Origin of the sequence: Prauserella rugosa, from assembly GCF_000719975.1 — a bacterium.
Lineage (GTDB): Bacteria > Actinomycetota > Actinomycetes > Mycobacteriales > Pseudonocardiaceae > Prauserella > Prauserella rugosa.
In genome coordinates this window covers 1-26,068 of record NZ_JOIJ01000002.1, presented here as the reverse complement: position 1 = coordinate 26,068, position 26,068 = coordinate 1, and the positions used below count along the sequence as shown (strand labels likewise).

The 26,068-nt window shown below is 70.5% G+C and carries 25 protein-coding genes; 16 read left to right on the top strand and 9 right to left on the bottom strand.

Annotation, left to right across the window (positions count from 1 at the left end):
• Positions 1 to 64: 64 nt before the first annotated feature.
• The 4 genes from IF64_RS0102715 to IF64_RS0102700 form a co-directional block, all read right to left on the bottom strand.
• Entirely contained in the window at positions 65 to 1,486 is a 1,422-nt protein-coding gene (locus IF64_RS0102715; RefSeq protein WP_030530377.1) for an FGGY-family carbohydrate kinase, read from the bottom strand.
• Positions 1,483 to 2,847 (bottom strand): MFS transporter, encoded by a 1,365-nt coding sequence (locus tag IF64_RS0102710; RefSeq protein WP_048808398.1) that lies wholly within the window; start codon positions 2,845 to 2,847, stop codon positions 1,483 to 1,485. The genes IF64_RS0102715 and IF64_RS0102710 overlap by 4 nt, the downstream gene beginning before the upstream one ends.
• 139 nt (positions 2,848 to 2,986) lie before the next feature.
• Entirely contained in the window at positions 2,987 to 3,787 is an 801-nt protein-coding gene (locus tag IF64_RS0102705; protein ID WP_048808397.1) for a DeoR/GlpR family DNA-binding transcription regulator, read from the bottom strand.
• A 1-nt stretch (position 3,788) separates the two neighbouring features.
• Positions 3,789 to 4,433 (bottom strand): histidine phosphatase family protein, encoded by a 645-nt coding sequence (locus tag IF64_RS0102700; protein WP_051757427.1) that lies wholly within the window; start codon positions 4,431 to 4,433, stop codon positions 3,789 to 3,791.
• A 136-nt stretch (positions 4,434 to 4,569) separates the two neighbouring features.
• On the opposite strand from IF64_RS0102700, the gene IF64_RS0102695 reads away from it, so the two are divergent.
• The 8 genes from IF64_RS0102695 to IF64_RS0102660 all read left to right on the top strand — a co-directional run bounded on the left by IF64_RS0102695 (position 4,570) and on the right by IF64_RS0102660 (position 13,226).
• On the top strand, positions 4,570 to 5,247 hold the full coding sequence (locus IF64_RS0102695; protein ID WP_030530373.1) for an HAD family hydrolase: 678 nt from the start codon (positions 4,570 to 4,572) through the stop codon (positions 5,245 to 5,247).
• Positions 5,244 to 6,956, top strand: coding sequence for a dihydroxyacetone kinase family protein (locus tag IF64_RS0102690; RefSeq protein WP_030530372.1), 1,713 nt, complete (start codon positions 5,244 to 5,246; stop codon positions 6,954 to 6,956). Before IF64_RS0102695 ends, IF64_RS0102690 begins: the two co-directional genes overlap by 4 nt.
• On the top strand, positions 6,956 to 7,420 hold the full coding sequence (locus tag IF64_RS0102685) for a ribose-5-phosphate isomerase (RefSeq protein ID WP_030530371.1): 465 nt from the start codon (positions 6,956 to 6,958) through the stop codon (positions 7,418 to 7,420). Before IF64_RS0102690 ends, IF64_RS0102685 begins: the two co-directional genes overlap by 1 nt.
• Before the next feature lie 43 nt (positions 7,421 to 7,463).
• On the top strand, positions 7,464 to 8,492 hold the full coding sequence (locus IF64_RS0102680) for a 2-hydroxyacid dehydrogenase (protein ID WP_030530370.1): 1,029 nt from the start codon (positions 7,464 to 7,466) through the stop codon (positions 8,490 to 8,492).
• On the top strand, positions 8,489 to 9,943 hold the full coding sequence (locus IF64_RS0102675) for an FGGY-family carbohydrate kinase (protein ID WP_030530369.1): 1,455 nt from the start codon (positions 8,489 to 8,491) through the stop codon (positions 9,941 to 9,943). The genes IF64_RS0102680 and IF64_RS0102675 overlap by 4 nt, the downstream gene beginning before the upstream one ends.
• A gap of 123 nt (positions 9,944 to 10,066) precedes the next feature.
• Positions 10,067 to 10,810 (top strand): lysophospholipid acyltransferase family protein, encoded by a 744-nt coding sequence (locus IF64_RS0102670; protein ID WP_030530368.1) that lies wholly within the window; start codon positions 10,067 to 10,069, stop codon positions 10,808 to 10,810.
• 55 nt (positions 10,811 to 10,865) lie between these two features.
• On the top strand, positions 10,866 to 11,729 hold the full coding sequence (locus tag IF64_RS0102665) for a DUF3626 domain-containing protein (RefSeq protein ID WP_084705607.1): 864 nt from the start codon (positions 10,866 to 10,868) through the stop codon (positions 11,727 to 11,729).
• A gap of 486 nt (positions 11,730 to 12,215) precedes the next feature.
• Positions 12,216 to 13,226, top strand: a complete 1,011-nt coding sequence (locus tag IF64_RS0102660) for a zinc-binding alcohol dehydrogenase family protein (protein ID WP_030530366.1) — start codon at positions 12,216 to 12,218, stop codon at positions 13,224 to 13,226.
• 152 nt (positions 13,227 to 13,378) lie between these two features.
• Here the strand turns inward: IF64_RS0102660 and IF64_RS0102655 are convergent, their stop codons facing one another.
• Positions 13,379 to 13,744: a hypothetical protein gene (locus IF64_RS0102655; RefSeq protein ID WP_030530365.1), complete on the bottom strand. Its 366-nt coding sequence runs from the start codon at positions 13,742 to 13,744 to the stop codon at positions 13,379 to 13,381.
• A 67-nt stretch (positions 13,745 to 13,811) separates the two neighbouring features.
• On the opposite strand from IF64_RS0102655, the gene IF64_RS0102650 reads away from it, so the two are divergent.
• Positions 13,812 to 14,651: a glycerophosphodiester phosphodiesterase family protein gene (locus IF64_RS0102650; RefSeq protein WP_246134709.1), complete on the top strand. Its 840-nt coding sequence runs from the start codon at positions 13,812 to 13,814 to the stop codon at positions 14,649 to 14,651.
• A 73-nt stretch (positions 14,652 to 14,724) separates the two neighbouring features.
• On the opposite strand, the gene IF64_RS0102645 is transcribed toward IF64_RS0102650, so the two are convergent.
• Positions 14,725 to 15,435: a transglycosylase family protein gene (locus tag IF64_RS0102645; protein ID WP_030530363.1), complete on the bottom strand. Its 711-nt coding sequence runs from the start codon at positions 15,433 to 15,435 to the stop codon at positions 14,725 to 14,727.
• A 183-nt stretch (positions 15,436 to 15,618) separates the two neighbouring features.
• Between IF64_RS0102645 and IF64_RS0102640 the strand changes: the two genes are divergently transcribed.
• From IF64_RS0102640 to IF64_RS0102620, 5 genes are all read left to right on the top strand, one after another.
• Positions 15,619 to 17,043, top strand: a complete 1,425-nt coding sequence (locus tag IF64_RS0102640) for an MFS transporter (protein ID WP_030530362.1) — start codon at positions 15,619 to 15,621, stop codon at positions 17,041 to 17,043.
• Positions 17,044 to 17,070: 27 nt separating this feature from the next.
• The gene (locus tag IF64_RS0102635; RefSeq protein WP_030530361.1) at positions 17,071 to 17,922 is read left to right on the top strand and encodes a thymidine kinase; all 852 of its coding nucleotides are present in this window, start codon (positions 17,071 to 17,073) and stop codon (positions 17,920 to 17,922) included.
• Between the two features lie 247 nt (positions 17,923 to 18,169).
• Complete coding sequence (locus IF64_RS0102630; RefSeq protein ID WP_030530360.1) at positions 18,170 to 18,511, top strand: RNA polymerase-binding protein RbpA; 342 nt, start codon at positions 18,170 to 18,172, stop codon at positions 18,509 to 18,511.
• 139 nt (positions 18,512 to 18,650) lie between these two features.
• The gene (locus IF64_RS0102625) at positions 18,651 to 19,355 is read left to right on the top strand and encodes a class I SAM-dependent methyltransferase (RefSeq protein ID WP_030530359.1); all 705 of its coding nucleotides are present in this window, start codon (positions 18,651 to 18,653) and stop codon (positions 19,353 to 19,355) included.
• Positions 19,356 to 19,535: 180 nt separating this feature from the next.
• A complete protein-coding gene (locus IF64_RS0102620) occupies positions 19,536 to 20,933 on the top strand; it encodes a sugar porter family MFS transporter (RefSeq protein ID WP_084705605.1) in 1,398 nt (465 codons plus the stop codon).
• A gap of 13 nt (positions 20,934 to 20,946) precedes the next feature.
• Here the strand turns inward: IF64_RS0102620 and IF64_RS0102615 are convergent, their stop codons facing one another.
• Both IF64_RS0102615 and IF64_RS25125 read right to left on the bottom strand, forming a co-directional pair.
• Complete coding sequence (locus IF64_RS0102615; protein WP_169741916.1) at positions 20,947 to 21,717, bottom strand: SDR family NAD(P)-dependent oxidoreductase; 771 nt, start codon at positions 21,715 to 21,717, stop codon at positions 20,947 to 20,949.
• A gap of 71 nt (positions 21,718 to 21,788) precedes the next feature.
• Complete coding sequence (locus IF64_RS25125; protein WP_051757423.1) at positions 21,789 to 22,454, bottom strand: bifunctional 4-hydroxy-2-oxoglutarate aldolase/2-dehydro-3-deoxy-phosphogluconate aldolase; 666 nt, start codon at positions 22,452 to 22,454, stop codon at positions 21,789 to 21,791.
• A gap of 145 nt (positions 22,455 to 22,599) precedes the next feature.
• On the opposite strand from IF64_RS25125, the gene dgoD reads away from it, so the two are divergent.
• Positions 22,600 to 23,760 (top strand): galactonate dehydratase, encoded by a 1,161-nt coding sequence (dgoD, locus tag IF64_RS0102605; protein WP_030530355.1) that lies wholly within the window; start codon positions 22,600 to 22,602, stop codon positions 23,758 to 23,760.
• A 294-nt stretch (positions 23,761 to 24,054) separates the two neighbouring features.
• On the top strand, positions 24,055 to 25,197 hold the full coding sequence (locus tag IF64_RS0102600; protein ID WP_145600357.1) for a coiled-coil domain-containing protein: 1,143 nt from the start codon (positions 24,055 to 24,057) through the stop codon (positions 25,195 to 25,197).
• Positions 25,198 to 25,209: 12 nt separating this feature from the next.
• On the opposite strand, the gene IF64_RS0102595 is transcribed toward IF64_RS0102600, so the two are convergent.
• Complete coding sequence (locus tag IF64_RS0102595; protein ID WP_030530353.1) at positions 25,210 to 25,608, bottom strand: hypothetical protein; 399 nt, start codon at positions 25,606 to 25,608, stop codon at positions 25,210 to 25,212.
• Positions 25,609 to 26,068 lie beyond the last annotated feature (460 nt).

Genomic DNA, 26,068 nt, shown 5'->3' with positions numbered 1-26,068 from the left:
AACACGCGGTCGGCGGAGGCGACGCGAACAGCACCCATGCGCCGGATGCTAAACGGCGCGATCATCACCGTTCAACCATCGGGACGCGGTCGAGCCATCCGCGCCTGCCGAGCTCGCCGACGAACCGCAGGTACGACGCCTCGAGAGCCTCGGCCTCCGCCTGCTCGGGGTCGACGACCGTGCCACGTGTGGCCGCCCGCGCGACGAGGTGGTCCAATCCACCCGGCGCCGTTCCGGCCGCGGCCAGCAACGCGGCGCCGTAGGCGGTCTCCGCGTGCTCCGCGACCTGCAGGCTCAGGCCCGTGACCGTGGCCCGGATCCGGTTCCACAGCGCGCTCGCGCTCCCACCGCCCGCGGCGAGCAGCGGACCCTCGACTGTGGCTCCGAGCGAGCGCATGGTCTCCAGCGCCAGGCGTTCGAGGAACGCGACGCCTTCCAGACGCGCGCGGTGCAGCTCCACCTCGTCGGACGGCTCGCCGAGCACGAACCCGCGGGCATCGCCGGCCGAGAACGGGAACCGCTCGCCCGTCCCGGTCAGGGGATAGGCGACCATACCGGCGGGGCCCCGAGCGGCCGCGGCCGCGTCGAGGCGCCGCAGGTCGCCGGTCACCCCCGCCCCGCCGGTGTTCGACGCGCCTCCGGCCAGCCACCAACCGTCGGGATGACGGTGGCTGTACACCGCGCCCGCGGGGTCGACGAGGCGGTGCCTGGTGACGCCTTTGAGGACGTAGGTGGTGCCGAGGATGCCGGCGAACCGGCCCGGTGAGACCGCGCCCGTGGCGATCTGTGCGGCGCAGCCGTCGGTCATGCCGGCCACGACGCGACAGCCCTTCGGGAGCCCTGCGACGGGCCGCGGTGTCTCGCCGAGGACACACGTCGGCGCCACGACGCCGGGCAGCCAGGACGGCGGGACACCGAGCGCGTCGAACACCTCCCACGGCCAGGTGCGCACTCCCGGGTCGTAACCGCTCTTGAGCGCGTGCGACCAGTCCACGGGCACGGGCTCGCCCAGCAGCGCCGTGCCGATGACGTCCGGCGTGTGCGCCACGCCCGCCGCGTCGGGGTACTCCCGCGCCAACCAGGCGATCCGCCCGAGTGCCATCGTGGGCGTGACCGCCGTTCCCATCGCGTCCCACCGGTCGGCGCCCACGGTCGCTGCCGTGGCGTTCTCCCGCGCGGCGCGGCGGTCGTCGTACATCAGTGCGGGGGAGACGGGCGTGCCGTGGCGGTCGACGGCGACGATCGTGCCGGACGTCGCTGCCACCGCCACCGCGTCCACTGTGCCCACCTCGGGGGCCGCGCAGACCTGCCACAGCGCCGACTCCACCGCGGGCCACCACGCTCGGGCGTCCTGCTCGCTCCGGCCTCCGGCGGTACGCACCGGTGCGGGCAGCGGGGCCGAGGCGCGGGCCACCACCGTGCCGTCGTCGGCGACCGCGGAGGCACGGACCCCCGCGGTCGCGACGTCGATCCCGACGACCGTCACCGGCGCACCGCGACGTCCGGCCCGGCCTCCTGTGTCACCTCGTGTGTGACCTCCTGGAGGTTGGCGTCCTTCTCCAGCGCCTGCTCGGTGACCTCGGGCAGCTTGAGGAAACGGACGATGACCGCGGCCACGACGTACAGCGCGGAGAAGATGATCACCACGCCCGCGGCGCCTGCCGGGCCGAGGAACAGGCTCACGATCGCGGGCCCGACGAACGTGGCCGCACCGGCACCGAGGTTCAGCAACGCCATCGCCCCGCCCTTGTTCTCCGGAGCCAACGACGGGAGCAGCGCCGAGATCGGGACGAACCCGGCGAGCGTCGCGCCGTACAGGGCGCCGACGAGCAGCGCGACCCAGTAGTAGTCGGCGCCGAGTGCCAGTGGGACGAAGTACAGCAGCAGAATCGAGACGGCACAGCCCACCGCGCCGAACCAGAAGATCGTCGTGCGCCATCCGATCTTGTCCGACAGCACCCCGAAGATCAGGTTGAACACGATGTTGGTGCCGTAGATGACCGACACCAGCAGCAGCCATCGGCCCTCACCGAACCCGATCTGGTGGGCGAAGATGGTCGGGAAGAACACGAGCATGCCGAACTCGGGTGCGGTGTTGATGACCCGGGCGATCATCCCGAGGCCGACCTGGGGCTTCTTCCACGCGATCGACACGCTGGACATGAGGCTCTGCACCGGTTTGACCTCCGGCGGGGCGAGCCTGCTGTAGCCCGTGCGCTCGCGGACACCGAGCAGGCACACCAGGCCGCCCGCGCCGAGGATGGCGATCGACAACCACAACGTGCCGTAATGGCCGAAGATCGGGTTGGTGAAGCTGGCGACCAGGGAGCCCAGCGTCGGCAGGCCACCGGTGAAGGCGAAGTAGAACCAGCCGACGGCGGCTCCGAGCCGCGCGATCGGTGCCACGGCGGTGATCCACACGAGGAACCCGAAGGCGAACATCGGGTAGCCGAATCCGCGGATGCCGTAGAACACCATCATCAGTGCGTAGTTCTCACCACTGACCGCGACGGCGAGGAACAGCACGTCGAACACGATCCAGATGGCGAAGCCGAGCATCATGACCCGGCGCGGGCCCCACAGTTCGGACAGCGCGCCCGACAGCCACGACGCCAGCATCACCGCGACGCCGTAGACCGTGATGACGTACGAGGCGCGGATGTCGTCACCGGCGCCGTGATCGGCCATGAACGGTGCGATGAAGCCCGACTCGACTCCGTCGCCGATCATGAACAGCAGCAGGCCGACGTAGCCGAGCAGCAACGGCGCCGGCAGCCCCCATTTCTCGAGCAACCCGCGGAACCCACCGCCGGGTTCGGACAACGTCGGTGTTGTCTGGGCAGTCATCTCGCCTCCATGGATGTGACTGCCCGCATCATCACCCATGTTAAGTTCACAGACAAGATGTGATTTTCACGAGTTCCCGGTGGCTTTCGGCTGTCGAGCCGATTGTCGAGGCCCAGGGCGTCGACAGCCGAACCGTCGATCAGAGCGGCGCGACGTCCACCTCGGTCCGGTTCCGCAGTTCCTCGACGGTCGCCTCGGGCGTCTTCGCGTCCACGATCAGCCGGTGGTAATCGGTCAGCGGCGCGAGCCGGTGGAGTGCGGTACGCGGCATCTTGCTCGAATCCATGAGCAGCACGCGGTTCTGCGCGCTCTGCAGCATCGCCCGTTTGACCATGACGATCTCGGGCTCCTGATGGAAGGTCATGTCCGTGTTCATGGCCGACGTGGACACGAACGTCGCATCCACGGTGAGCCGCTCCACCGTCTCCAGGCACGGCATACCCACGAACGCGTCGTGCGTCGGGGAGTAGTCGCCGCCGATGCCGATCAGCCGGATGTCCTCGACGTCCTTGAGTAGCTCGATGGCCCGCAGGTAGTTCGTCGCAACCGTCAACGGCGTCACCTCGGTCAGCAGTTTCGCCAGCGCGAGCGCGCTCGTGGAATCGTCGAGCAGGATCGACATCCCCGGCTCGACGTAGGTCAGGGCCCGCCTGGCGATCGCCGCCTTTGCCTCGACGTGCGCGTTGAGGCGGTACTCCGAGTTGCTCTCGAACACCGTCGACGGCTGGGCCGACACCCCGCCCCGGAACTTGCGCAGCAGACCGCGCCGGGCGAGCTCGTCCAGGTCGCGGTGCACGGTCATCACGCTCACGCCGGTCAGCTCCGCCAGCTCGGCCGCCGAGGCGGAACCGTTGCCGATCACGTAGTCGGTGATGCGTTGCTGCCTGCTCGCGCGCTGTCCGGCGCCCTTGTCCGTCTTCTCCGTCACGGGCTCCAGCATCTCACCTCACCGCCGCGTTGAGCCGTCGCAGGCTGGCGTGTCCTGCGTGTATGCCGATCTCGGTGACGGCCGCATTGTCGAGTCGGGGTAACACCCGGCGGTAGGTGGACAGGGGGATTCCGAACAGCAGGCACAGGGACAGGCGCAGCAGGGTGTTGTGCGCGACGACCAGTGCGGGAGCGTCGGAGCCGGTGGCCCGGTGGCGGGCCGCGACGTGGCGCAGAGCACCCGCGCCCCGTTCGGCCACGACGGCGGGCGGTTCGGCCTCCGGGAAGGCGTGTGCCACCGGGTCCGCGCGGAACCGGGCCGCCACGTCGGCGGGCAGCTCGCCGAGTGTGTGGCCCTCCGCGATGCCGAAGTGCGCCTCGGCCAGCTCCGGCACGACGGCCGGCTGGGTGCCCAGTGCGGCCGCGACCGGTCGTGCCGTGTCGATCGCCCTGCTCTGCGGCGAGCAGTACACCGCAGCGGGCCGGCTGTGGCAGCTCGCTGCCCACCGTGCGAGTGCGGCCGCCTGTCGGTGCCCCCGCGCGGTCAGGCCCACGTCGCTGCTGCCCGCGTAGCGGTTGTCCGCATGCCACGTCGTTTCCCCGTGCCGCACGAGCAGGAGCCGCACCTCGCGCTCGTCCGTCTCGCCGCCCTTGTTCATCTCCCCGCCTTCCCGATCGAGCCGACCCGAGCGTGGTGTCCACGCGCGGTCTCGCGGCCACACTGCCACGCGGCCACCCCTGACAAATCCCATCGCGGGTGTTAATTTAACAGTCCGAGCGTGAAAGGGGCTGTGAATGACGTTCGCCGCGGTCGTGTTCGACCTCGACGGGGTGCTGGTCGAGAGTGAACACCTCTGGGAAGAGAACTGGGTCGCCTACGCCGCCCGCCACGGAGTGGAGTGGACGCCCGAGGACACCGCGAGGGTGCAGGGGATGAGCGCCCCCGAATGGGCCGGTTACCTGGCCGAACGGACCGAGACCGCCGAGGCCGTCCAGCAGGTCGAGGACGCCGTGGTCGACGGCATGATCGCCTCGATCGAAGCCGGTCACGCACCGCTGCTGCCGGGCGCCGACGCGATGGTGCGGGACGTCGGGGCACGCGTGCCCATCGCACTCGCCTCGTCGGCGGCGCGCCGCGTGATCGACGCGGTGCTGGCCACCCACGGGCTGACGTCGGAGTTCAGGGCCACGGTGTCGAGTGCCGAGGTGGCGCGTGGCAAACCGAGCCCGGACGTCTACGTCGAGGCGGCCGCCCGCCTCGACGTGCCGGGACAGCGGTGTCTCGGGGTGGAGGACTCCAGTAACGGCATCAGGGCAGCCGCGGCCGCGGGGCTCACGGTCGTGGCGCTGCCGAATCCCACCTACCCGCCGAAGCCCGACGCGCTCGAACTGGCGGCGCGGATCGCCTCGGACAACGACGAGGTCCGCCGGACGTTGCTCGCCTACCTCACCGGGGAGTTGGTGCGATCATGACGGTGTTGGGAACCGCCGAGACGTTCAAACGCGACTGGGTCGACGGGTTCGTGACCGCCTACGGCCGGGAGGTGCGCAAGGTCCCCGGCGCCTACGGCGTCGTGACCGCCGACGCGCCGAGGCCGGGCAAGGTGGCGGTCGTCATCGGCGGCGGCTGTGGCCACTACCCGGCGTTCGCCGGCCTGGTCGGCACCGGCCTGGCCGACGGCGCGGTCGTCGGCGACGTGTTCACCAGCCCCAGTGCCGAGCAGGTCTACCGCACGGCGCGGGCCGTCGACGGCGGCGCAGGCGTCCTGTTCGGCTACGGCAACTACCAGGGCGATGTCCTCCACTTCGGACTGGCGGCGCGCCGGTTGGCGGCCGAGGGGATCGACAGCCGCACCATCCTCGTCACCGACGACGTCGCCAGCGGCCCGGTGGACGACCCGGCCAGCCGCCGCGGCGTCGCGGGTGACTTCCTCGTGTTCAAGGTGGCGGGCGCGGCCGCGGAACGCGGTGACGACCTCGACGCCGTCCACGCGGCGGCGGTCAAGGCCAATCAGCACACCCGCACCTTCGGTGCGGCGTTCGGCGGATGCACGCTGCCCGGCGCGGCCACACCGCTGTTCACCGTCGAGGACACCGAGATGGAGCTGGGCCTGGGCATCCACGGCGAACCCGGCGTGCGCACAGTCGGCAGGCTCGATGCGGTGCAACTGGCAGACGAGCTCGTCGACGGACTGCTGGCCGAGGTGAAGGACCTGCCCGCCGCACAGGGAGACGGCCGCGTCGCCGTGTTGCTCAACGGTCTCGGCCGCACCAAGTACGAGGAACTGTTCGTGACCTACAAGCGGGTGCACGAACGTCTCGTCGGCGCGGGTCTGGACCCGGTGCACATCGAGGTGGGCGAGTTCGTCACCTCACTCGACATGGCCGGCGTCTCGCTGTCGGCGATGGTGCTCGACGACGAACTGGCGGAGCTGTACGCGGCGCCGTGTTCCTCACCGGGGTACCGCAGCGACGGGCGCCCGCTCGGTTCGGTCCGCCCGTCGAACACGGTCGACGACACAGTCTCCACTCCCGCCGGCGACGGCCAGGGCATCGTCGACCGCGCGCTCACCGCGGCGCTGCGGACGATCGAGGAGCACGAGACCGAACTCGGCAGGCTGGACGCGGTGGCGGCCGACGGCGACCACGGACTGGGCATGACCCGGGGCATGCGGGCCGCCGTGGCCGCGGCCCGCACCGCGGAAGGCGTCGCAGATCGGCTGCTCGCGGCGGGCACCGCCTTCGCCGACGCGGCCGGGGGCGCCTCCGGTGCCCTGTACGGCGTGCTGCTGGCCGAGACGGGGGCCGGCCTGCGTGAGGCGATCGGCCACGCCGGCACCCACGCCGACCCGGATGCCCGAACCGTCTCCGCCGCGGTGGACAGGGCGGTGCGCGCGTTCGTCGACCTCGGCAAGGCCAAGCCGGGGGAGAAGACCATGCTCGACGCCGTCGAACCGTTCCGCGCCACGCTGCAGGCCCATGCGGCTTCCGAGCTCGCCGGCGCGTGGCGCAAGGCGGCGCAGGCGGCGACCGACGCCGCCTCCCGCACCGCCGACCTGCTTCCCGGCAAGGGCAGGGCCGCACGCCTGGCCGAACGCAGCAAGGGACACGCCGATCCGGGCGCGACGTCGTTCGCGCTCATCGTCACCGCGATCGGCGACGTGTTGGGAGGACAGCACTGATGCGAGTGGTCGTGGCCGCCGACGATGCAGGCGTGACACTGAAGAACGAGGTCCGAACCCTGCTGTCGGCCGACGAACGGGTCAGCGAGGTCATCGACGTCGGCGTGGACAGCGCCGACGACACCCGAGCCTATCCGGTACTGGGACTCGCGGCCGCCGAGAAGATCGCCGCGGGGGAGGCCGACCGCGGCGTGCTCGTCTGCGGCACCGGCATCGGTGTCGCCATCTCGGCCAACAAGGTCCCCGGTGTGCGGGCGACGGTCGCGCACGACTCGTACTCGGCCGAACGTTCCGTGAAATCCAACAACTGCCAGGTCATCACGTTCGGCGCCCGGGTGATCGGTCCGGAACTCGCCAAGCGGATCGTGACCGAATGGCTCGGCTACACCTTCGACCCGGCCTCGGCCAGCGCCGCCAAGGTCGCCCACATCACCGAGTACGAACAGGCGGACGCCGCGACCTGACACCAGCGGCACAACCCGAAGCAGCACGAGAGGAACAACGACGTTGCGGATACTCGCTGCAGGAGACGAATTCGTCGGCACGACCCTGCTGACCGACGCGGTGCGCGCCCACGTGGCCGACGCGGAGTTCAGCGAGCTGTCGCTGCCGTGGCCGGTGGAGCCCTTCGGCCCCGTCGGCGGGGTGCAGGAAGCCAGCGGCACCGAGGACCAGGTGATCGAGGCGCTGGGGGATGCCGAGGTCGCGGTCACGCAGATGGCCCCGTTCACGAAGAAGGTGTTCGCGGCGGCCCCGGACCTGCGCCTGGTCTCGGTGTGCCGCGGCGGCCCGGTGAACGTGGACCTGACCGCCGCGACCGAGGCGGGCGTCGCGGTCACGTTCGCACCCGGACGGAACGCGGCCGCGGCCGCGGAGTTCGCGATCGGGCTCATCCTCGCGGCGATGCGCCGGATCCCCACCGCGTCGGCCGAACTGCTCGGCGGCCAGTGGCGCGGGGACTACTACGCCTACCCGAACGCGGGTCTCGAACTCGACGGTACGACCGTCGGCCTGGTCGGTTACGGCGCCATCGGCGCCCGCGTGGCCAAGGTCCTCGTGGCCTTCGGTTCCCGGGTGCTCGTCGCGGACCCGTACGCCGACGCCGACCGGGTCGCGGCCGACGGTGCCAACCTGGTCGAACTCGACGAACTGCTGCGCAGCAGTCCCGTGGTCAGCCTGCACGCCCGGCTGACCGAGCAGACCCACCACCTGATCGACGCCGAGAAGCTCGCGCTGCTTCCCGAGGGCGCGGTCCTGGTCAACTCGGCACGCGGCGGGCTGCTCGACTACGCGCCATTGCCGGACCTGTTGCGCAGCGGCAAACTCGGTGCGCTGGCACTCGACGTCTACGACGAGGAACCACCACCCGCCGACTGGGAACTGCGGTCCCTGCCCAACGTGATCGCGACCCCGCACCTGGCCGGCTGCAGCAAACAGACCGCCCAGCGCGCCGCCGAGATCGTCGCGGCGGAGGTGGGCCGTTACGCGCGCGGCGAGACCTTGCTCAACGTGGCGAACCCGGACGTGTTGCGATGAACCACATCATCGGTGTCGACATCGGAACGTCGCTGACCAAGGCCGTCGTGTTCGACGACTCCGGCGTGGCCGTCGCGCAGGCCTGCACGCCCTCGGAGGTACACCAGCTGCCGGGTGGACGGGTCGAACAGGACCTCGACCAGGTCGTGGGCACGGTCGCGACCGTGGTCAGGGAAGTCGCGCGGGCGCTCGAGGGCCGCGTGGAGGCTCTCGCGCTGACCGGGCAGGGCGACGGCGTGTGGCTGCGGGACGAGAGTGGCGCTGCGGTCCGGCCGGCCGTGTCCTGGCTGGACGGTCGCGCGAACGAACGGCTGGCGGCGTGGCAGGCCAGCGGCGTCACCGACGACGTCTTCCGCAGGACGGCATCGGGCATGTTCCCCGGATGCGCCGGTCCGATCCTGTCCCACCTGGACGAACACGAGCCCGAGTCGCTCGACCGGGCCGTCGTCGCGGGCTACTGCGTGGACGCCGTGCTGCAGCGCCTCACCGGTGAGATCACCGTCGACGTGTCCGACGCGTCCCTGCCGTTCCTCGATCCGGCCACCCGACGCTACGACGACGGTGCCATCGCCGCGTGCGGACTGTCCCACCGGCGTGACCTGCTGGCCGAACCGGCCAAGTCGCGCAGTGTCTTCTCGCTCGATTCGCGCGGCGCGGAATTGCTGGGCCTTCCCGAGGGACTACCGGTGACCGCGGGACCGTTCGACCTGCCCGCGAGCGCGATCGGAGCGGGCGTGCGCAGGGCGGGCGACGGCATCCTCACCGCGGGCACCACGCTGGCCTGTCAGGTGCTGACCGACGACGCGTGGTTCGACGCCGACGCCGAGCCGGCGGGAATGTTCCTGGCCACACCGGACGAGCGCACCTACCTCAGGGCCATGCCCGCGATGGTCGGCACCGCCAGCATCGATTGGGCCTGCCGCATGTTCGGCATCGAGGTCGAGCGCATCGACGACCTGCTCGCCGAGAGCGGCCCCGGAGCCGACGGGGTGCGCGCGCTGCCGTTCCTGTCCGCGTCGGGGGAGCGCGCGCCGTTCGTGGACGCGGCCGCGCGGGCGCAGTTCTCGGGGCTGACGCTCGAACACGGACCTGCCGACGTCGTCCGGGCGCTGTGCGAGTCGATCGCCTACGCCGCCCGGCACTGCTTCGAGGCGGCGGGACTGTCCGGGACGCTGTACGCCTGCGGGGGCGGCGTCCGGTCGAGGGCGTGGACGCAGATCTTCGCCGACGTCCTCGGCACGCCGATCGTCATCCCGAGCGATCCCGGCGTCGGGGCACGGGGCGCGGTCCTCGTCGCGGCCGAGGCACTGGGCAGGCCGTTCGACGCGGAGCGCTGGGCGGCCAACGCACAGACGGTCGAGTGCGATCCGGCGGCGGCCGAACGGTACCGCCGCGGCTACGCCGAGTACCGGGAGACGTTGTCCTCGGCCCGCGAGCTGTGGCGGCTGTGAACCGCACCCGCGAGGCGGCTGGCGCGAGGCGGCCCGGGTGGCGCGACCAGCTCAGGTGGCGTGGTGATGTGACCGGGGACCCAGCCACGAGCGAGCAAACCTACGGTTGCGTAGCCTGGCGGTGTGGCAGAGATCGTGTACCCGCCCGTCGTACTGGCGGCCAAGACCATGTTCCGCGTGCTGGACAACCGACTGAGGGTGACGGGCACCGAACATGTCCCGCGCAGCGGCGGGGCGGTGATCGCGTGCAACCACGTCAGCTACCTGGACTTCATCTTCTGCGGGCTCGGGGCGCAGCCGGCCAAGCGGCTGGTGCGCTTCATGGCGAAAAAGGAGATCTTCGACAACCGGATCGCGGGCCCGCTCATGCGCGGTATGCACCACATCTCGGTGGACCGCGCCGCGGGTAAGGCCTCCTACGACGAGGCCGTGGACCGGCTGCGGTCGGGCGAGGTCGTAGGGGTGTTCCCGGAGGCCACGATCAGCCGGTCGTTCACGGTCAAGCCGATCAAGTCCGGCGCGGTGCGGATGGCGGCCGACGCGGGCGTGCCGGTCGTTCCCATGGCGCTGTGGGGAACCCAGCGGCTGTGGACGAAGGGCAGGCCGCGCACGTTGACCAAACGGCACGTGCCGATCCACATCCACGCGGGCGAGCCGTTCCGTCCCACCCCGGACGACGACCCCGACCTGCTCACCGGACAGCTGCGCACCCGGATGCAGGAGATCCTGGACGAACTGCAGGCCGGCTATCCGGACCGGCCCGCGGACGAGGACGACCGTTGGTGGCTGCCCGCGCATCTCGGCGGCACGGCACCGACCCCCGAGGAGGCCGCGGAGCTCGACGCGCGGGGCCGGGCACGGGACTGACTCCCGACCGGAAAATCGCTGGTGAGCCGCCCGCGCGGCTTCGTACGATGCGCCCATGCGCGCCGACGACCGGGCCGGAGACAGAGCCGGAGACAGGGCCGACGACAGCGCTCACGCCCGGGTCGAGGACCGCGCCGGTGACGGGGTGCGCACCCGGGCCGCTGCCCGCGTCGAGGCCGTCACCCTGCAGTTCCACCCGGACTGGCCCCACAACGGACGGAAGGTCATCGCCTCGCTCGCCGAGGACGGCGTGTACCGGTCGCAGTTCACCACGGGAATCTCGAACGGGGGACTGACCGCGTTCCCGGGAGGGGACCGGTGGCGGTGGGAGAGCAGACTGTTCGATGGCCGCTACGACCACGGGCCCGCGTCAGCGCGGCCGGTGTACGGAGCGTGGAACCGCGGCGGCGATCCGTACGGTGGTGCCATCCGGTTCGGATCGTCCTACCTGCGCATGCGGCCCGAGGTGCTCGACCGGTCCACGTTCTGCTTTCCCGACTCGGTGTGGGAACCGGACGAGGTCGGGGATGCGCGCATGCTGCCGACGCTGAGCCGCATGGCCGACGAATCGGGGGTCGACGACCTCGACGACGCCGTCGAGGCGCACGTCCACGGGCAGGTGCACCTGCACAGCGACGTCGAGGCCATCGTGCTGGACCCGTGCTTCGCCGGCACCGACGTGGAGCAGTGGGCCGAGCGAACGGGCTGCCGCGTCGAGTTCCATCCCGGATTCCGCGCCACGCCGGACGCGTTCGACGAGGACTACCGAGGCGCCCACATCGTCGAGCTCGCGCGGGAACTCGGGACCGAGCTCACCCCCGCGGTCGTCGGCGCAGCGGCCCGCGCGGGACGTCATCCGCGGCAGTGGGTCAAACAGGTGTGGCACTGCCTGGCCCGGTTCGGCCGAGCACACAAGTAGGAGAGTGGTCGCACGCCCGCGGCCGTGCGGTCGTCGACGGCGTCATCGGCGACGCTGAGACGGATCGACCGGTGGTGGGACCTGGAACCGAAGCCAAGCCGGCCATCAACCGCGCGAACGCGTGCGCGTAGTGAGCGACGACGTCCGAGAGCGATCGGTGTCGGAACAGGACGGTGTCGGGTCGGCTGCCGAAGCGGTCGAGACACCACGTGGGCAGCCAGCTCGGTAGCGCGTCCGGCGACACAGAGAAGGACACCGGGAAAGCGTGCCACGAAGCGAGCGAGGCCGGCCCGAGTGTCGTGGGTCGGTGCGCAGGCCGGGAGAGGCTCGGAGGAGGCGGTCCTGGCGGCCCTCACGAACACTACTTAACATAATGTCCATTATCGGCACTCTGGTAGTGTCCGTCGGAGTGCTGTTCGGGTTGCCGCGACCACTTCCGAGGCCTCTCCTGAGGCGTTTCCGCACCTGGTGAGGAATCGTGGAGTCATGAGCACGACGCACACCGCCATCGGTTATACGGACAACCTTCCCGCCACCGACCCGGAGTCCTTCGTCGCCCGGGACGTCGAGACTCCGCAGCCGGGTCCACACGATCTGCTCGTCGATGTTCGGGCCGTGTCGGTCAACCCGGTCGACAGGAAGCTTCGTGCCGGCGCGCCCGCCGACGGCTTCCGCGTGTTGGGGTTCGACGCCGCCGGTGTCGTTCGCGCCGTCGGCGACGAGGTGAGCCTGTTCGCACCCGGCGACGAGGTGTTCTACGCCGGAACCATCGACCGTCCCGGGACGAACCAGCGTTTCCACCTCGTCGACGAGCGGATCGTGGGCCCCAAACCGGCGTCGACGTCGTTCGCCGACGCCGCGTCGTTGCCGCTGACGGCGATCACCGCATGGGAAACCCTGTTCGACAGGTTCCGCCTCACCGAGGCCAGCACGGGAACGCTGCTCGTCATCGGTGCGACCGGCGGTGTCGGGTCGATCCTGCTCCAGCTCGCCGAGGCGCTGCTCCCCGGCGTGCGCGTGATCGCCACCGCGTCCGACGCGGAACGGCAGGCCTGGGTCCGCGACCTCGGCGCCGAGGACACCGTCAACCATCACGGTGACCTGTCGGCCGAGGTCCTCGACCTGGCCCCCGGCGGCGTGGACTGGCTCTTCACCGCCCATTCCGAGGGACAGATCGAGACCTACGCGAACATCGTGCGGCCCTTCGGCGAGATCGTGGCCATCGACGACGGCCCCCGGGACGTCGAGCCGCTGAAGCCCCGGAGCATCACGTGGCACTGGGAGCTCATGTTCACCCGGCCGACGCAGCAGACGCCCGACATGGCCGAGCAGCACCGGATGCTCACCGAGGTCAGCAGGCTCACCGATGCCGGCAAGGTGCGTCCGACCACGACGGAGACGCTGAGCCCGATCAGCCGCGAGACGCTGCGCCAGGCCCACGAGCGGATCGAGAACAACCGCACCGTCGGCAAGATCGTCCTCGACGGCTGGGAGTAGGCACACCGACCGGGACTGGACGCCCCTGCGTTCACGACACCGCCGCGGAGGTACTCCACCGCGGCCGACAGCCACCTCTCCCCTCGTGATCCAACGTCCGGACACTCGCCCCTGTTTCGTCACGGTGACAAAACAGGGGCGAGTGTGGGCCGTCAGCGGAGCGCTTCGATGTCGCGCGCGATCCGGCTGACCTCGCCGGCGAGTTTCTCGAGTTCGTCGCTGCCCGCTCCGTCCACGGCGGCCGTGGCGACGTCCTCGGCCGCGCATCGCAGCTGGAACAGCCGATCCTGCAACGCGGCGATCTCCTCGCCGGACAGCACGACGGCGTCCTCGGGCAGACCGGTGCGCTGAACGGCCGTGCGCCGCTCGTACGCGCGCTGGCGACACGACTGTCCGCAGTACCGGCGCCTGCGGCCGGCCGACGCGCCCTGTTCCAGCGAACGGCCACACCACCCGCAGTGTTGCGGCGCCTCGTTCCGTAGTGCCCGGAGCTCCTCACGGGTCGGCGAAGTACTCACCGCGCCGACCTTAGACGGCCACACCACGTCCATGCCGTGGCCACGCCGGTCCGGCACACTGGACGACGTGGCGCACGCACCCCGGATCCATCCGTACCTCGACGCCCCTGTCCCCCGTGCCTTCGCGCATCGCGGATGGCACCTGGGCGATCTCGAAGGACTGGAGAACTCGCTGCCCGCGTTCCGCCGCGCCGCCGAGGAGGGGTACCGCTACGTCGAGACGGACGTCCACGCGACCTCCGACGGCGTCGTCGTCGTCCACCACGACGCGCTGCTGGACCGCACGACCGACGGCACCGGGCCGATCGCCGAACAGCCGTGGGACGTCGTCCGGCGCGCGAAGATCGGCGGGCGTGCGGCGATCCCGCGCCTCGAGGACGTACTCGAGGAACTGCCCGACGTGCACTTCAACATCGACGTCAAGGCCGACGACGCCGTGGATCCGTTCGTCGACGCCATCAGGCGCACCTCGGCGTTCGACCGCGTGGGTGCGGCCGCGTTCTCCGATTCCCGTCTCGCCCGGCTCCGCAAGCTCGGTGGCGACCGGCTCGTCACGGCGTGCGGTCCGCGTTCGGCAGCGATCCTGTGGGCCGGCGGCTGGGTGCCGTTCCTGCGACTCGGTCTGCTGAGCCGCGGCGCGATGGCCCAGGTGCCGCGCAAACAGGGCCGGATGACCGTCGTGGACAAGGCCTTCGTGCGTTCGGCCCGCAACGCCGGCATCGAGGTGCATGTGTGGACCATCGACGAGCGTGCCGAGATGCGCGAGCTGCTCGACCTCGGCGTGGACGGCATCGTCACCGACCGGCCGGACGTGCTGCGCGATCTCCTCGTCGCACGGGGCCAGTGGTCATCGACCGGCGAACCCGCAGCTGACGCGGCCGCCGACGACGACGCGCCGTCCCGCTGAGCTCGACGACCCATCCGCGCCCGGAGACCACCACCGTCCCCACGGCTCCACGACCGTCCCGCACGGACCCGGCTCAGCGCGGTGCGACCCCTTCCCATGCAGCCTTCCACGTCTTCGGGCCGAGCCTGCCCGAATCGCGGATGTCGTTGGCACGTTGCAGGTCCAGCACGGCCTGCTTGGTCTTGTCGTAGTAGCAGCCCGTGCCCTGGAAGTCGTAGCCGAGATCGTTCATCCGCAACTGGAACGTGCGCAGCGCCGGCGCGCAGTCGCCGTAGGCGTACACCAGTCCCGACCAGGCGGGCTTCGCCTCGGGCGCGGGTGCCGGACCCGGCGCGGGCTGGGGTGCGGGGGCGGGCACGGGCGCTGGTTTCCGGCCACCGATGTAGGCGGCGTCCCCGCGGCTGGGAACGACCTTGCTGCGGGCGTCCGCGTCGTCGACGAGGCCGACCATGTTGGCGCACTCCCAGGGCTGCCATCCACGCATGCGGTACAGGTACAGCGCGCGGTAGTCCTGTTCGGCCGGACTCGCCTGGTCCGGACGTCCCTGTCCGCCCACGCTGCGCCAGGTCGGCAGGTCGAATTGGTACGCACCGTAGTAACCGGTGCCGGTGTTCACGTGGTACCGCTCGGTCGACTCGCACATGCGGAGCTTGGCCCAGTCCGAACGGCTGGGGTCGGCGGCGGTCGGGACCGCGAGTGCGAGGTGGACGCCGAGGGCGGCCATGGCGATGAGGAGAAGCTTGGTGAATCCCCGCGTCAGGCCGCGGAACCGGCGTCTGTCCATAACGGCACGGTAAGCAAACCGGACAGTCGCCACAACTGTCACACTGGAAACGGCATTATCACATACCACACGCGGGGGATGTTTCAGCGACACGCAGACACATCTGGAGTACGCGATCCTGCGCACCGACGACGGCGCACACAGGCCTGAACAACCGAACCACAGCGACATGGGGACACACGAATGACGAGCACGTCGCCCGGGCCACAACCACCCGCCGACCCGGCGCAGCGCAAACGGGAACAGCGCGGTTGGTACCTCTACGACTGGGCGAACCAGGCGTTCAACACCTCGGTCATCACGGTGTTCGGCGCGCTGTACATGAGCTCCGTGGCCGCCGACGCCGCCCGCAGCGACATCGCGCGCAACGGCCCCGGTGCCTGTACGGGCCCCGACGGCAACGAGAACCGCCTCGTGGACTGCGACATCTCGGTGCTCGGCCTGACGTTCCCCGCCGGCTCGCTGTGGGGTTATCTGCTGGCGGTCGCCACGGTCGTCCAGGTGCTCGTGCTGCCCATCGCGGGCGCCATCGCCGACCGCAGCCAGCGGAAGAAGTTCATGCTCGGGCTGTTCGCGCTGATCGGCGCTGGTTCGACGGCCCTGCTGTTCTTCGTCGACGACGGACGGTGGGAGCTCGGTGCCGTGCTCTACATCGTGGCCAACATCGGGTACGGCGCCTCGATCGTCACCTACTACGCGTTCCTGCCGGACATCGCGACCCCCGACGAACGCGACGAGGTGTCGTCCAGGGGCTGGGCGTGGGGTTACCTCGGCGGTGGCACGGCACTGGCCGTGCAGCTGGCGTTCTACCTCAGCAGGGACACGTTCGGCATCAGCGAGTCGACGGCCGTGCGCATCTGCTATCTGCTGTCGGCGCTCTGGTGGGCCGGGTTCACGATCATCCCGCTCATGCGTCTGCGCGAACACCAGCCTCCGCACGGCAGGGAGCGGGGCCTGAGCGTGCTCACGGCGGGCTTCGTCGAGCTGCGGGACACCGCGAAGGCTGCCATGGCTCTGCCGTTGACACTCGGTTTCCTCGGTGCCTACCTGGTCTACACCGACGGCATCAGCACCGTCGTGAACGTCTCGGCGCAGTACGGCACCGAGGAGCTGCGCTTCGACGACGAAGTGATGATCGTGACGGTGCTGGTGATCCAGTTCGTCGCCTACCTCGGCGCGATGCTGCACGGACTGGCCGCGCGCAGGTTCGGCGCCAAGAAGGTGATCCTCGCGAGCCTGCTGGTGTGGGTCCTGGTGCTGGTCTACGCCTACTTCGTCGAGGCGGGCCAGGCGCTGCAGTTCTACTCGCTGGCGGTGGGTATCGGCCTGGTGATGGGCGGCACCAACGCGCTTTCCCGCTCGCTGTACAGCCAGATGATCCCGGCGGGTAAGGAGGCGCAGTACTACTCCCTCTACGAGGTCGGTGAGCGCGGCACGTCGTGGCTGGGGCCGTTGTTGTTCGCGGCGGTGGGTCAGGCGACCGGCACGTTCCGGTACGCCATCCTCGCGCTGATCATCTTCTTCGTGATCGGCTTCGTGTTGGTGCTCCTGTTGCCTGTGAGAAGGGCCATCGCGGCGGCCGGTAACAGAGCGCCTGCGGTGCTGTAGCTCGGCGAGCGGCTAGGGTGCACCGGCGTGACAGCGGTGGAGAACCCCGGAGCCGATCCGACCGACGCGCTCTCGCCGGTCCCCGCGTGGGGTTCGCGCCGTGAGCTTCCGAACGTGGGCAGGATCAAGTTCTCGTACGGTCCGATGGACTGCGGGAAGTCGACGCTCGCGCTGCAGATCGACCACAACCTGGCACGTCAGGGCAGGCAGGGTCTGTTGCTGGTGAGTAACGACCGGTCCGGGCCCGGGCAGATCACCAGCCGCATCGGGATCACGCGCGAGGCGATCGAGCTCGACGGCGCCACCGATCTGCGCACCGTGGTGCGGCGGGCGTGGGAACAGGGCACGCACGTCGACTACCTGATCGTCGACGAGGCGCAGTTCCTGTCGCCCGAGCAGGTCGAACAGCTCGGGGAACTCGCCGACGAGGCAACCGTCGACGTCTACTGCTTCGGCATCGCCACCGACTTCCGGAGCCGGCTGTTCCCCGGTGCGCAGCGACTGTTCGAGCTCGCCGACGAGTTGCAGCCCGTGCAGGTCGAGGTGCTGTGCTGGTGCGGCCTTCCCGGCCGGTTCAACGCCCGCGTGAGCGGCGAACGGGTGCTGCGCACCGGCGACACCGTCGTCGTAGCAGACACCGCAGAACCCGCCGACGGGAACGACGCGGACACGCCGTCCGATCCCCCGGCCGTGCCCGGCCCCGGCACGCATACCTCGGACGATGCGTCGGACGTGTCCTCCGCCGAGGTGAATCAGGCGACACCACGGGCGCGCGAGGAGGCGGCTACGGTGCGTTACCAAGTACTGTGTCGGCGGCACTACCGCCTCGGCGATCTCGGGCCTGCGGGTTCGGGCCACGGTCAGCTCCGGCTGACCTGACCCGGCTGGCCAGGCAGCTGTATCGCCGTCTCACCCGCATGGGGGATGCACCCGCGAAAGAACGTCATCGACGCGTCATGCGGAGGCGGTTGCCGTCTCCCTTCAAGGAGAAGCTGTTTACCCGGGGTCATGCGGTGAGTCGTGGGTAACGATTCGGGTGACGGGGAATGAACCTGGCACCGGTGTTCGTTGCACTCGGTGAGCATGACCCTGGCTCCAGACCGGGAGCCGACTGAAAGGACTCATCATGGCCGACCGTGTTCTCCGTGGAAGCAGGTTGGGAGCGGTTAGCTACGAGACCGACCGCAATCACGACCTCGCTCCCCGGCGTAGCGTGCGTTACGCCTGTCCGAAGGGCCACGAGTTCGAGGTCCCCTTCTCCGACGACGCCGAAGTGCCCGCCACCTGGGAGTGCCGGCTGCACGGCAGCGAGTCGGACATCGTGGAGGGCGGTCAGCAGGAGCAGAAGGAGGCCAAGCCCCCGCGTACGCACTGGGACATGCTCCTGGAGCGGCGGTCGGTCCCCGAGCTCGAGGAACTGCTCAACGAGCGGCTCGAGGAGCTGAAGGCCCGCCGCGGTCGCTCCTGAGCCGTCGAGGTTTCGCTCCCACCACTGGCGGCGCCCGTACCGGTTTTTCCGGTGCGGGCGCCGCCTCATGTGTGCCACCACCGGCCATTCCGCGGCGCGTCCGACGACCCGGTGCGGATCGCCGTGGTCGACTGGGCCGGTGGAGAACGACTACGACGCGTTCGCCGAGGCCTATGCCGCCGAGAACGAGCAGAGCCTCGTCAACGCCTACTACGCCCGGCCTGCCGTGCTGGAGCTCCTCGGTGACGTCGCGGGCAGGCGCGTGCTCGATGCCGGGTGCGGTGCGGGCCCGGTCCTGGCGGATCTCCGGGCCCGCGGGGCCACGGTGGCCGGTTTCGACGCGAGTGCGGCGATGCTCGACCTCGCACGTGAGCGCCTCGGTCCCGACGTCGCGCTGCGGCTGGCCGACCTCGCCGAGCCGTGGCCTTATCCGGACGGGGCGTTCGACGACGTGGTCGCCTGCCTCGTGCTGCACTATCTGCGGGACTGGTCCGCTCCCCTGGCGGAACTGCGCCGGGTCCTGCGCCCCGGCGGCAGGGCGGTTGTCGTGGTCAACCATCCGATCATCTACAAGCTGGCCCACCCCGAGGCGGACTACTTCGCGCTCACCCGGTGGTCGGACGAGTACACGTTCGCCGGCCAGCATGCCGTGCTCACCTACTGGCACCGGCCGCTGGCCGCGATGACCGCGGCGTTCACGTCGGCCGGCTTCCGCATCTCCGTGATCGACGAGCCGCCGCCCGCGCCGGGTGCCCGCGAACGGTTCCCCCACGAGTTCGGCGAGCAGCTCCGCGGACGCGAGGCCTTCCTCTGCTTTCTGTTCTTCGTGCTCGACGCGGTCTGACCGGATGCGGACGGACGGGCACGGACGGCACTGCGTTCCCGTTTTCGTCGCGGTGTCCGTTTCGGCCTCGGTGCGGGCGCCACCACGGATTTCCGCCCATTTACGAAATGAAGACCGTGTCCTATCGTGCTCCCAAAGTTCGGGAAGAGGTCAGACCTCTATCGCCTAGTAGGTGAACCCATGGTCCAGGACGCGGACGCCGCGCAGAGCCCCACACCGGAACGTCCGACCACGAACCGCCGACGATCCATGGCGTCGACCTACTTCTTCGGCGCGCTCGGCGGCCTGCTGTTCGGCTACGACCTCGGCGTCGTCGCGGGCGCCCTGCTGTTCATCACCCCCGAGCTGGGCCTCTCCCCTCTCCAGGAGGGCATGGTCACGAGCTCGCTCATCGTCGGTGCCATGGTGTCCGCGCTGGGCTGCGGGCCGGTGTCGGACCGCGTGGGCCGCAAGCCGATCGTGTTCGTCGCCGGCTTCGTCTTCGCGATCGGCGCCGTACTGGCCGGCATCGCCCCGAACGCACTCGTGGTGATCCTCTCGCGGTTCATCATGGGCCTGGCGGTCGGCACGGCGTCGGTGATGGTGCCGATCTACCTGTCCGAACTCGCGCCCGCCCGCGCGCGCGGCAAGCTCTCCGGCCTGAACCAGCTGATGATCTCCAGCGGCATCCTGGTCGCCTACCTGGTGAACCTCGCGTTGAGCCCGGCCGGCGCCTGGCGGTGGATGTTCGCACTCGCCGCCGTGCCGGCCGTCGTGATGATGATCGGCGTCCGCTTCCAACCGGAGAGCCCTCGATGGCTGGTGCGCAAGGGACGCGTCGACGAGGCTCGCGCGGTGTTGCGGCGCAGTCGGGACGCCGACGAGGTCGAACGCGAGATCGCCGAGATCCGGGAGATCGACGCGCACAGCGTCGGCAACGCGAGCACGATGGAGCTGCTGCGCACCCGCCGGTTCCGTCGCGTGCTGTTCCTGGGCTGCGGGCTGGCGTTGCTGCAGCAGATCGTCGGTATCAACACGATCATCTACTACGCGCCCTCGATCCTGACGAGCATCGGCTTCGGGGACAGCGCGGCGATCCTCGCGAACGCCGGCCTCGGAGCGCTGACCGTGGTCGTGACCGTCGTGATGTTGATGCTCGTGGACCGGATGGGCAGGCGGCGCCCGTTGATCTACGGCGCGCTCGGCATGGCGGCGTGCATGCTGACCGTCGGGTTGACCTTCTTCCTCGGTGGGTTCTCCGGCGGTGGTGCGGGCGGATGGATCGCGATCCTTGCCCTCGCCCTGTTCAAGGTCAGCTTCTCGATGAGCTGGGGCGGCATCATGTGGATCATGCTCGGCGAGATCTTCCCGCTGCGTGTGCGGGGCGCCGCGATGGGGGTCGCCACGTTCGTCAACTGGATCGGCAACTTCGCCGTCGGGCTGTTCTTCCCGGTGTTGCTGGCCGTGGGCACCGGGACGGTGTTCCTCATCTTCGCCGGCATCGCGCTCGTCGCCTGGGTGTTCGCCGTGCTGGTCGTACCCGAGACCAAGGGCCGCAGCCTGGAGGACATCGAGACGAAACTGGTGGGCACGCACTGATCACGGACGCTCGTCAGCCACCGGCGAGCGGGTCCGGCTTCCGGCTCAGTGTCCGTCCCCCGTCGACGGTGAGCGTCGCGCCGGTGGTGAACGACGACTCGTCCGAGGCGAGGAACGCGACCGCCCGGGCGATCTCGTGTGCGGTCCCGGCCCGGCCGAGCAGCGTCGCGGGCTGTGCTTGCGCGCCGGTCGCTGCCCCGTCGCTCCCTGCCCCGTTACTCAGCGCGTCGGCGCCGGGTGTCGTCCGGAACGACTCGGTGTCGATCACGCCGGGGGCCACCAGGTTCACGCGCACGTCCGGTGCCAGTTCGACGGCGAGGGCGTTGCTCAACGCGGTGATGCCGCCCTTGCTGGCGATGTAGGCGCCGTAGTGCGGCAACGGGAGTCGCTGCTGGATGCTGGCCACGTTGACGATCGAGCCGCCGCCGGTCATGGCGGCGGCCGCCTGTGTGCTGAGGAACGCCGTGGCGGCCAGGTTGGCCTCGAGTACCGCGTCCCACTCGGCGTAGTCGAGTTCGGCCAGCGGGACGCGCGAACCGTGTGCGGCCGCGTTGTTGACCAGGACGTCGAGCCGTCCCCACCGGCCGAGGACGGCGTCCACGAGACCGTCCCTGGCCTTCCGGTCGGTCAGGTCGAGGTCGACGGCGGCCGCGCGGCCGCCTGCGTCGGTGATCGCGTGTGCGGTGTCGGCGGCGCCGCGGACGTCCGTGACCGTCACGCTCGCGCCCTCCGCGGCCAGTACCTGGGCGATCACGGCACCAATCCCCCGCCCCGCGCCGGTCACGAGCGCCACCCTCCCGGCGAACCGGCCACCCGCCGCAGTGTCCCCAGCGCCGCCCCCGGCCGTCACCGATCTCACCCCTGGCCCGCGCCGGCCTTCTGGAGGAACCGCCTGCCTGCATCCGTGATGTCGGCGACGCTCGCCGAGTCGGGGTCGACGCCGAACAGCGGAAGACCGACCCCCGCCGCGTCGGCGCCCGCAGCGAAACACTCCGCGGCGAGGCCCGCGTCGACTCCGCCCGACACGAGCAGCGGAATGTCGGCGAGCGGCCCGCGCAGCTGCCGGATGTGCTCCGCGCCCACGGGCGAGATCGGGAAGACCTTCACCAGGTGGGCGCCGGCGCGCCAGGCGCGCACCACCTCGGTCGCGGTGAACGCGCCGGGGACGGAGGCCATGCCCTCGTCCAACGTCCGGCTCACGACCGGCTCGTCGACGTCGGGCGAGATGACGAAGCTCGCGCCTGCGCGGCGTGCCGCGGTCACGTCGTCGGCGGTGAGCACGGTGCCTGCCCCGACGGCCGCCTCGGCGGGAAGGGCATCCCGCAGTGCTCGGATGCCGTCCAGCGCCTGGTCGGTGTTGAGCGTGACCTCGAAGCTGCGCAGGCCCGCCTCGAACAGCGCCAGCCCCGCGTCCCGGCACCGCTCGGGCGGGAGGCCGCGGAAGATGGCGACCACCCTGTCCCGCTCCAGCTGTGCTGCGACGGCCTGGCCTGCGGCTGTGCGTGCCGTGCTGTCGGACATCGACGCTCCTCGGCGGCATCGGTTGTCGTCGGATGCGGAGGGGCGCGTCATTGGTTTGACCTCTGTCCCGACCGCGGTTTCGACCCTAGGATCGGCGGATCGGGGCGTCAACGCCGTGGACGAGCCGAAGGGACGGGCTGGGGCGATGATCGACGAGATCCGCAGCGTCACGGTGGCACCGCGCTGGATCCTGGTGCGGGTCCGGACCAGCGACGGGGTGACGGGGTGGGGCGAGGCCATCGTGCCGAAACGCGCGCGGGCCGTGTGTGCAGCGGTGGCCGAACTCGACCGGGTGCTCCACGGTGCGGACGAACGGCGGATCGAGGAACTGTGGCACCGGGCCCGCGACGGCGCCTTCTTCCGCGACGGTTCCGTGCTCGCCACTGCCGCGGCAGGCGTGGAGCACGCACTGTGGGACATCAAGGCGAGACGGCTCGGTGTTCCGGTCCACGATCTGCTGGGCGGTCCCGTGCGGGATCGGGTCCGCGTGTACGCGTGGATCGCGGGCGACCGGCCGGGCGACGTCGTGGACCAGGCCAGGACGCGGGTCGGCCAGGGCTACGGCGCGGTCAAGATGAACGCGACCGCCGAGTTCGACCTCCTGGAGTCGCCCGCCGCCGTCGACGAGGTCGTGGCGCGGGTCGGCGCACTGCGCGACGAGTTCGGCACCGAGCTGGACATCGCGCTCGACTTCCACGGACGCGTCCACCGGTCCATGGTCGCTCCCCTACTGCGTGAGCTCGAACAGTTCCGCCTGCTGTGGGTCGAGGAGCCCGTCGCGCCGGGACTGGACGCCCTGTTGCCGGACATCTGCCGCGCCAAGGGCGCCACCAGGATCGCCACCGGAGAGCGGTGTACGACCCGGCGGGACTTCCGCGAGCTGCTGACCGGCGGTGTGGTCGACGTGCTCCAGCCGGACGTGTCGCTGACCGGCCTGTTCGAACTGGAGAAGATCTGCCGCATGGCCGAGGCGTTCGACGTGCCCGTCGTGCCGCACTGTCCGAACGGGCCGATCTCGCTGGCCGCGTCGCTGCAGGTCGCCGCGTGTTGCGGGAACGTCCCGCTGCTCGAACAGTCGCTCGGACTGCACTACAACACCGGCTACGCCGGGCTGGCCGCGGCCGAGATGCACGACTACCTCGTCGATCCGGCCCCGCTGAGTCCCTCCGCGGGTCACCTGCCCGTGCCGGCCGGGTCCGGGCTCGGGGTCGATCTCGACCCGGAGGCGGTGGCCCGCGGCGAGAGCGACTGGACCCTGCCCGACCCGGACTGGCGCCTTCCCGACGGACGCCTGGCCGAGTGGTGATGGCCGAGCCCCCGGGGCCCGTGTTGCGGGTTCAGGGGCGCGTGTTGCGGGTTCGGGAGGCCGTGTTGCAGCCCCGGGGACCGTGGCGCAGCCCAGTTTTTCGACTCGGCCTCGCACCGGCTCGGGCGGGCCCGTCGAGCCCGTCGCACCGCCCTCATGACCCGCTCAGCGCCGCACTGATCGAGCCTCGGCGAACTCGGCTACAAAATGTATGTTCTGTAGCTGTGCAGTGTTCTAGTTGTATAAGTGCTAACCCGAGTTGGATGTTATCTAACCCATGACTAGGCTGACGGCATGAGCTCGGAGAGCGTGACCGTGACGTTGCCGGAGGCGCAGACCGCCCTGTGCGGGTTCAGTCACTGCAAGCGGCCCCTTCCTCCACCTGGACCGCGGGGCGGGCGGCCCTACGAGTTCTGCCCCGACCGCCGATGGCCCGGGGACAAGACGTGCAAGCAGTTGGCGGCCGCGCAGCAGGCGTTGCGGGAGGCGCTCGGCGAGACGGATCCGCCGACGGCACTGCGGGAGGCGACCGACACGTTCGCCGACGCCTCGCGGCAGGTGCTCGAACCGCTGCAGACGCTCGGCAGCGCCCTCGACACCGTGACCGCCCGCATGCAGGACGAGCTCACCGCGGCAGCGGCACGGGCCGACGAGGCCGATCGCGCGGCGGACGAGGCCGCCCGAGCCCGGCGCGAGGCCGACGAGCGCGCCGACCGGGCCGAACAGGAACGTGCCGAGGCCGTCTCCGACGCCCAACAGGCCCGCACCGAGGCCGAGGAGGCCGTGGCCAGGGCGGCCTCAGCCGTGGACACCGCCGACGCGGCCGAACTGGCCAGGGCACGGGCGGAGGCCACGGCGGAGGCCGCGATCGACCGGGCCCGGCGCGCCGAGGACGAGAACAAGGTCGTGCGCAGGCATGCTGACGAACTGCTGCAGCGGCTCGACGAGCTGCGTGCCCAGCTGGCCGAACGCACCGGGGAGCGCGACAGTGCCGTCGCCGCACTCGACGAGCACCGCAGGCGCAGCCGCGATCTGGAGGAGAGCCTCACTGCACGGGCGGAGAGTGCCGCCGAGCACCTCGAGCAGGTGCGTGCGGACCTGGCCAGGGCGTCCGAACGGGAGCAGGAGCTCTCCCGGAGACTGGAGCAGGCCGCTGCCGAGCAGCAGGCCGCCGAACGCGCCGCCGCGTCGGCACAGAGCGAGGCGCAGAGCGAACTGGCGGCGCTGCGCTCGCAGCTTGAACGGCTCGAGGCACAGCACGCCGCGGCCGAGCAGGCCCGTGACACAGCCGAGCAGGCCCGTGACGCGGCCGGCCGGGTCCTGCACCGTGTGCACGCCGCGGTCCTGGCGGCAGGCGACGACCCGGCCGCGCTCCGGGAGTCGGTCGTGCGCGAGCTCCTGACGCGCGACGATCCGCCCGCCGCCGACCAGGGCTGACCGCGGTGGGGCTCATCGGACGTCGGCCTGGGCGGTCCGCCGACGCTGCACGCGGCCGAGGACCAGCGCGGCCGCGCCGAAGGCGAGTGCGCCGAGGACGTTGACCAGCAGTACGACTCCGAACGCCGTGTCGAAGCCGGAGTCCGACGCGACGGTCGTCAGCAGTCCGCCCAGGGTGGCGATGCCGATGGCCACGCTCGCCTGCTGCATGGTCGAGAACAGGCCGCCGGTCAGCCCCGCGATCTCCGTCGGCACGGCCTCCATGACCACGCCGATCAGCGGCGCGAACTGCAGGCCCAACGCCGCGCCGTAGGCGATGCCGGGCAGCTGGAACCACAGTTCCCACTGCCACCGTCCCTCCGGGCCGGCGAACGAGATCGCGGCGATGATCACCAGCAACGCCACCTGCACGACGGCTCCCGCGGCGAGCAGCCTCGGGCCGCCGAACCGCGCGACCGCACGTGCTACTCCGGCAGCTGCCGCGTCAAATCCTGCTTGTTATCCGTCTCGTCAGTCACAGGTTCAGTGTTTCGGTCATGATCGTCCCGTAACGCTGCACACCTGCCACTTGGCGGGGCACAGGCCAAGACCGCATCCACCGACCACGGTAAGCCCGATGATCCCAACCGGTCGAAGCAATTGATCATGGCTGCGATTGGTGAATGGGTGATGCACTACGCCTGATCGAGTGAGGACGCCGCCGGTTTGTGTACTCACTACGTGTTCACGACTCGGATTATCGTGGGAAATGGCGTGATTTGGGAAACGTGATCTTAGAGCGTGTCTCGTTTGGATCTTGACCCGTCGTCCGGGATGATCGTCCATTGTGGTTGATGCGTTGTCGTGGCGGTTGGTTCCTGATGAGTTGTGG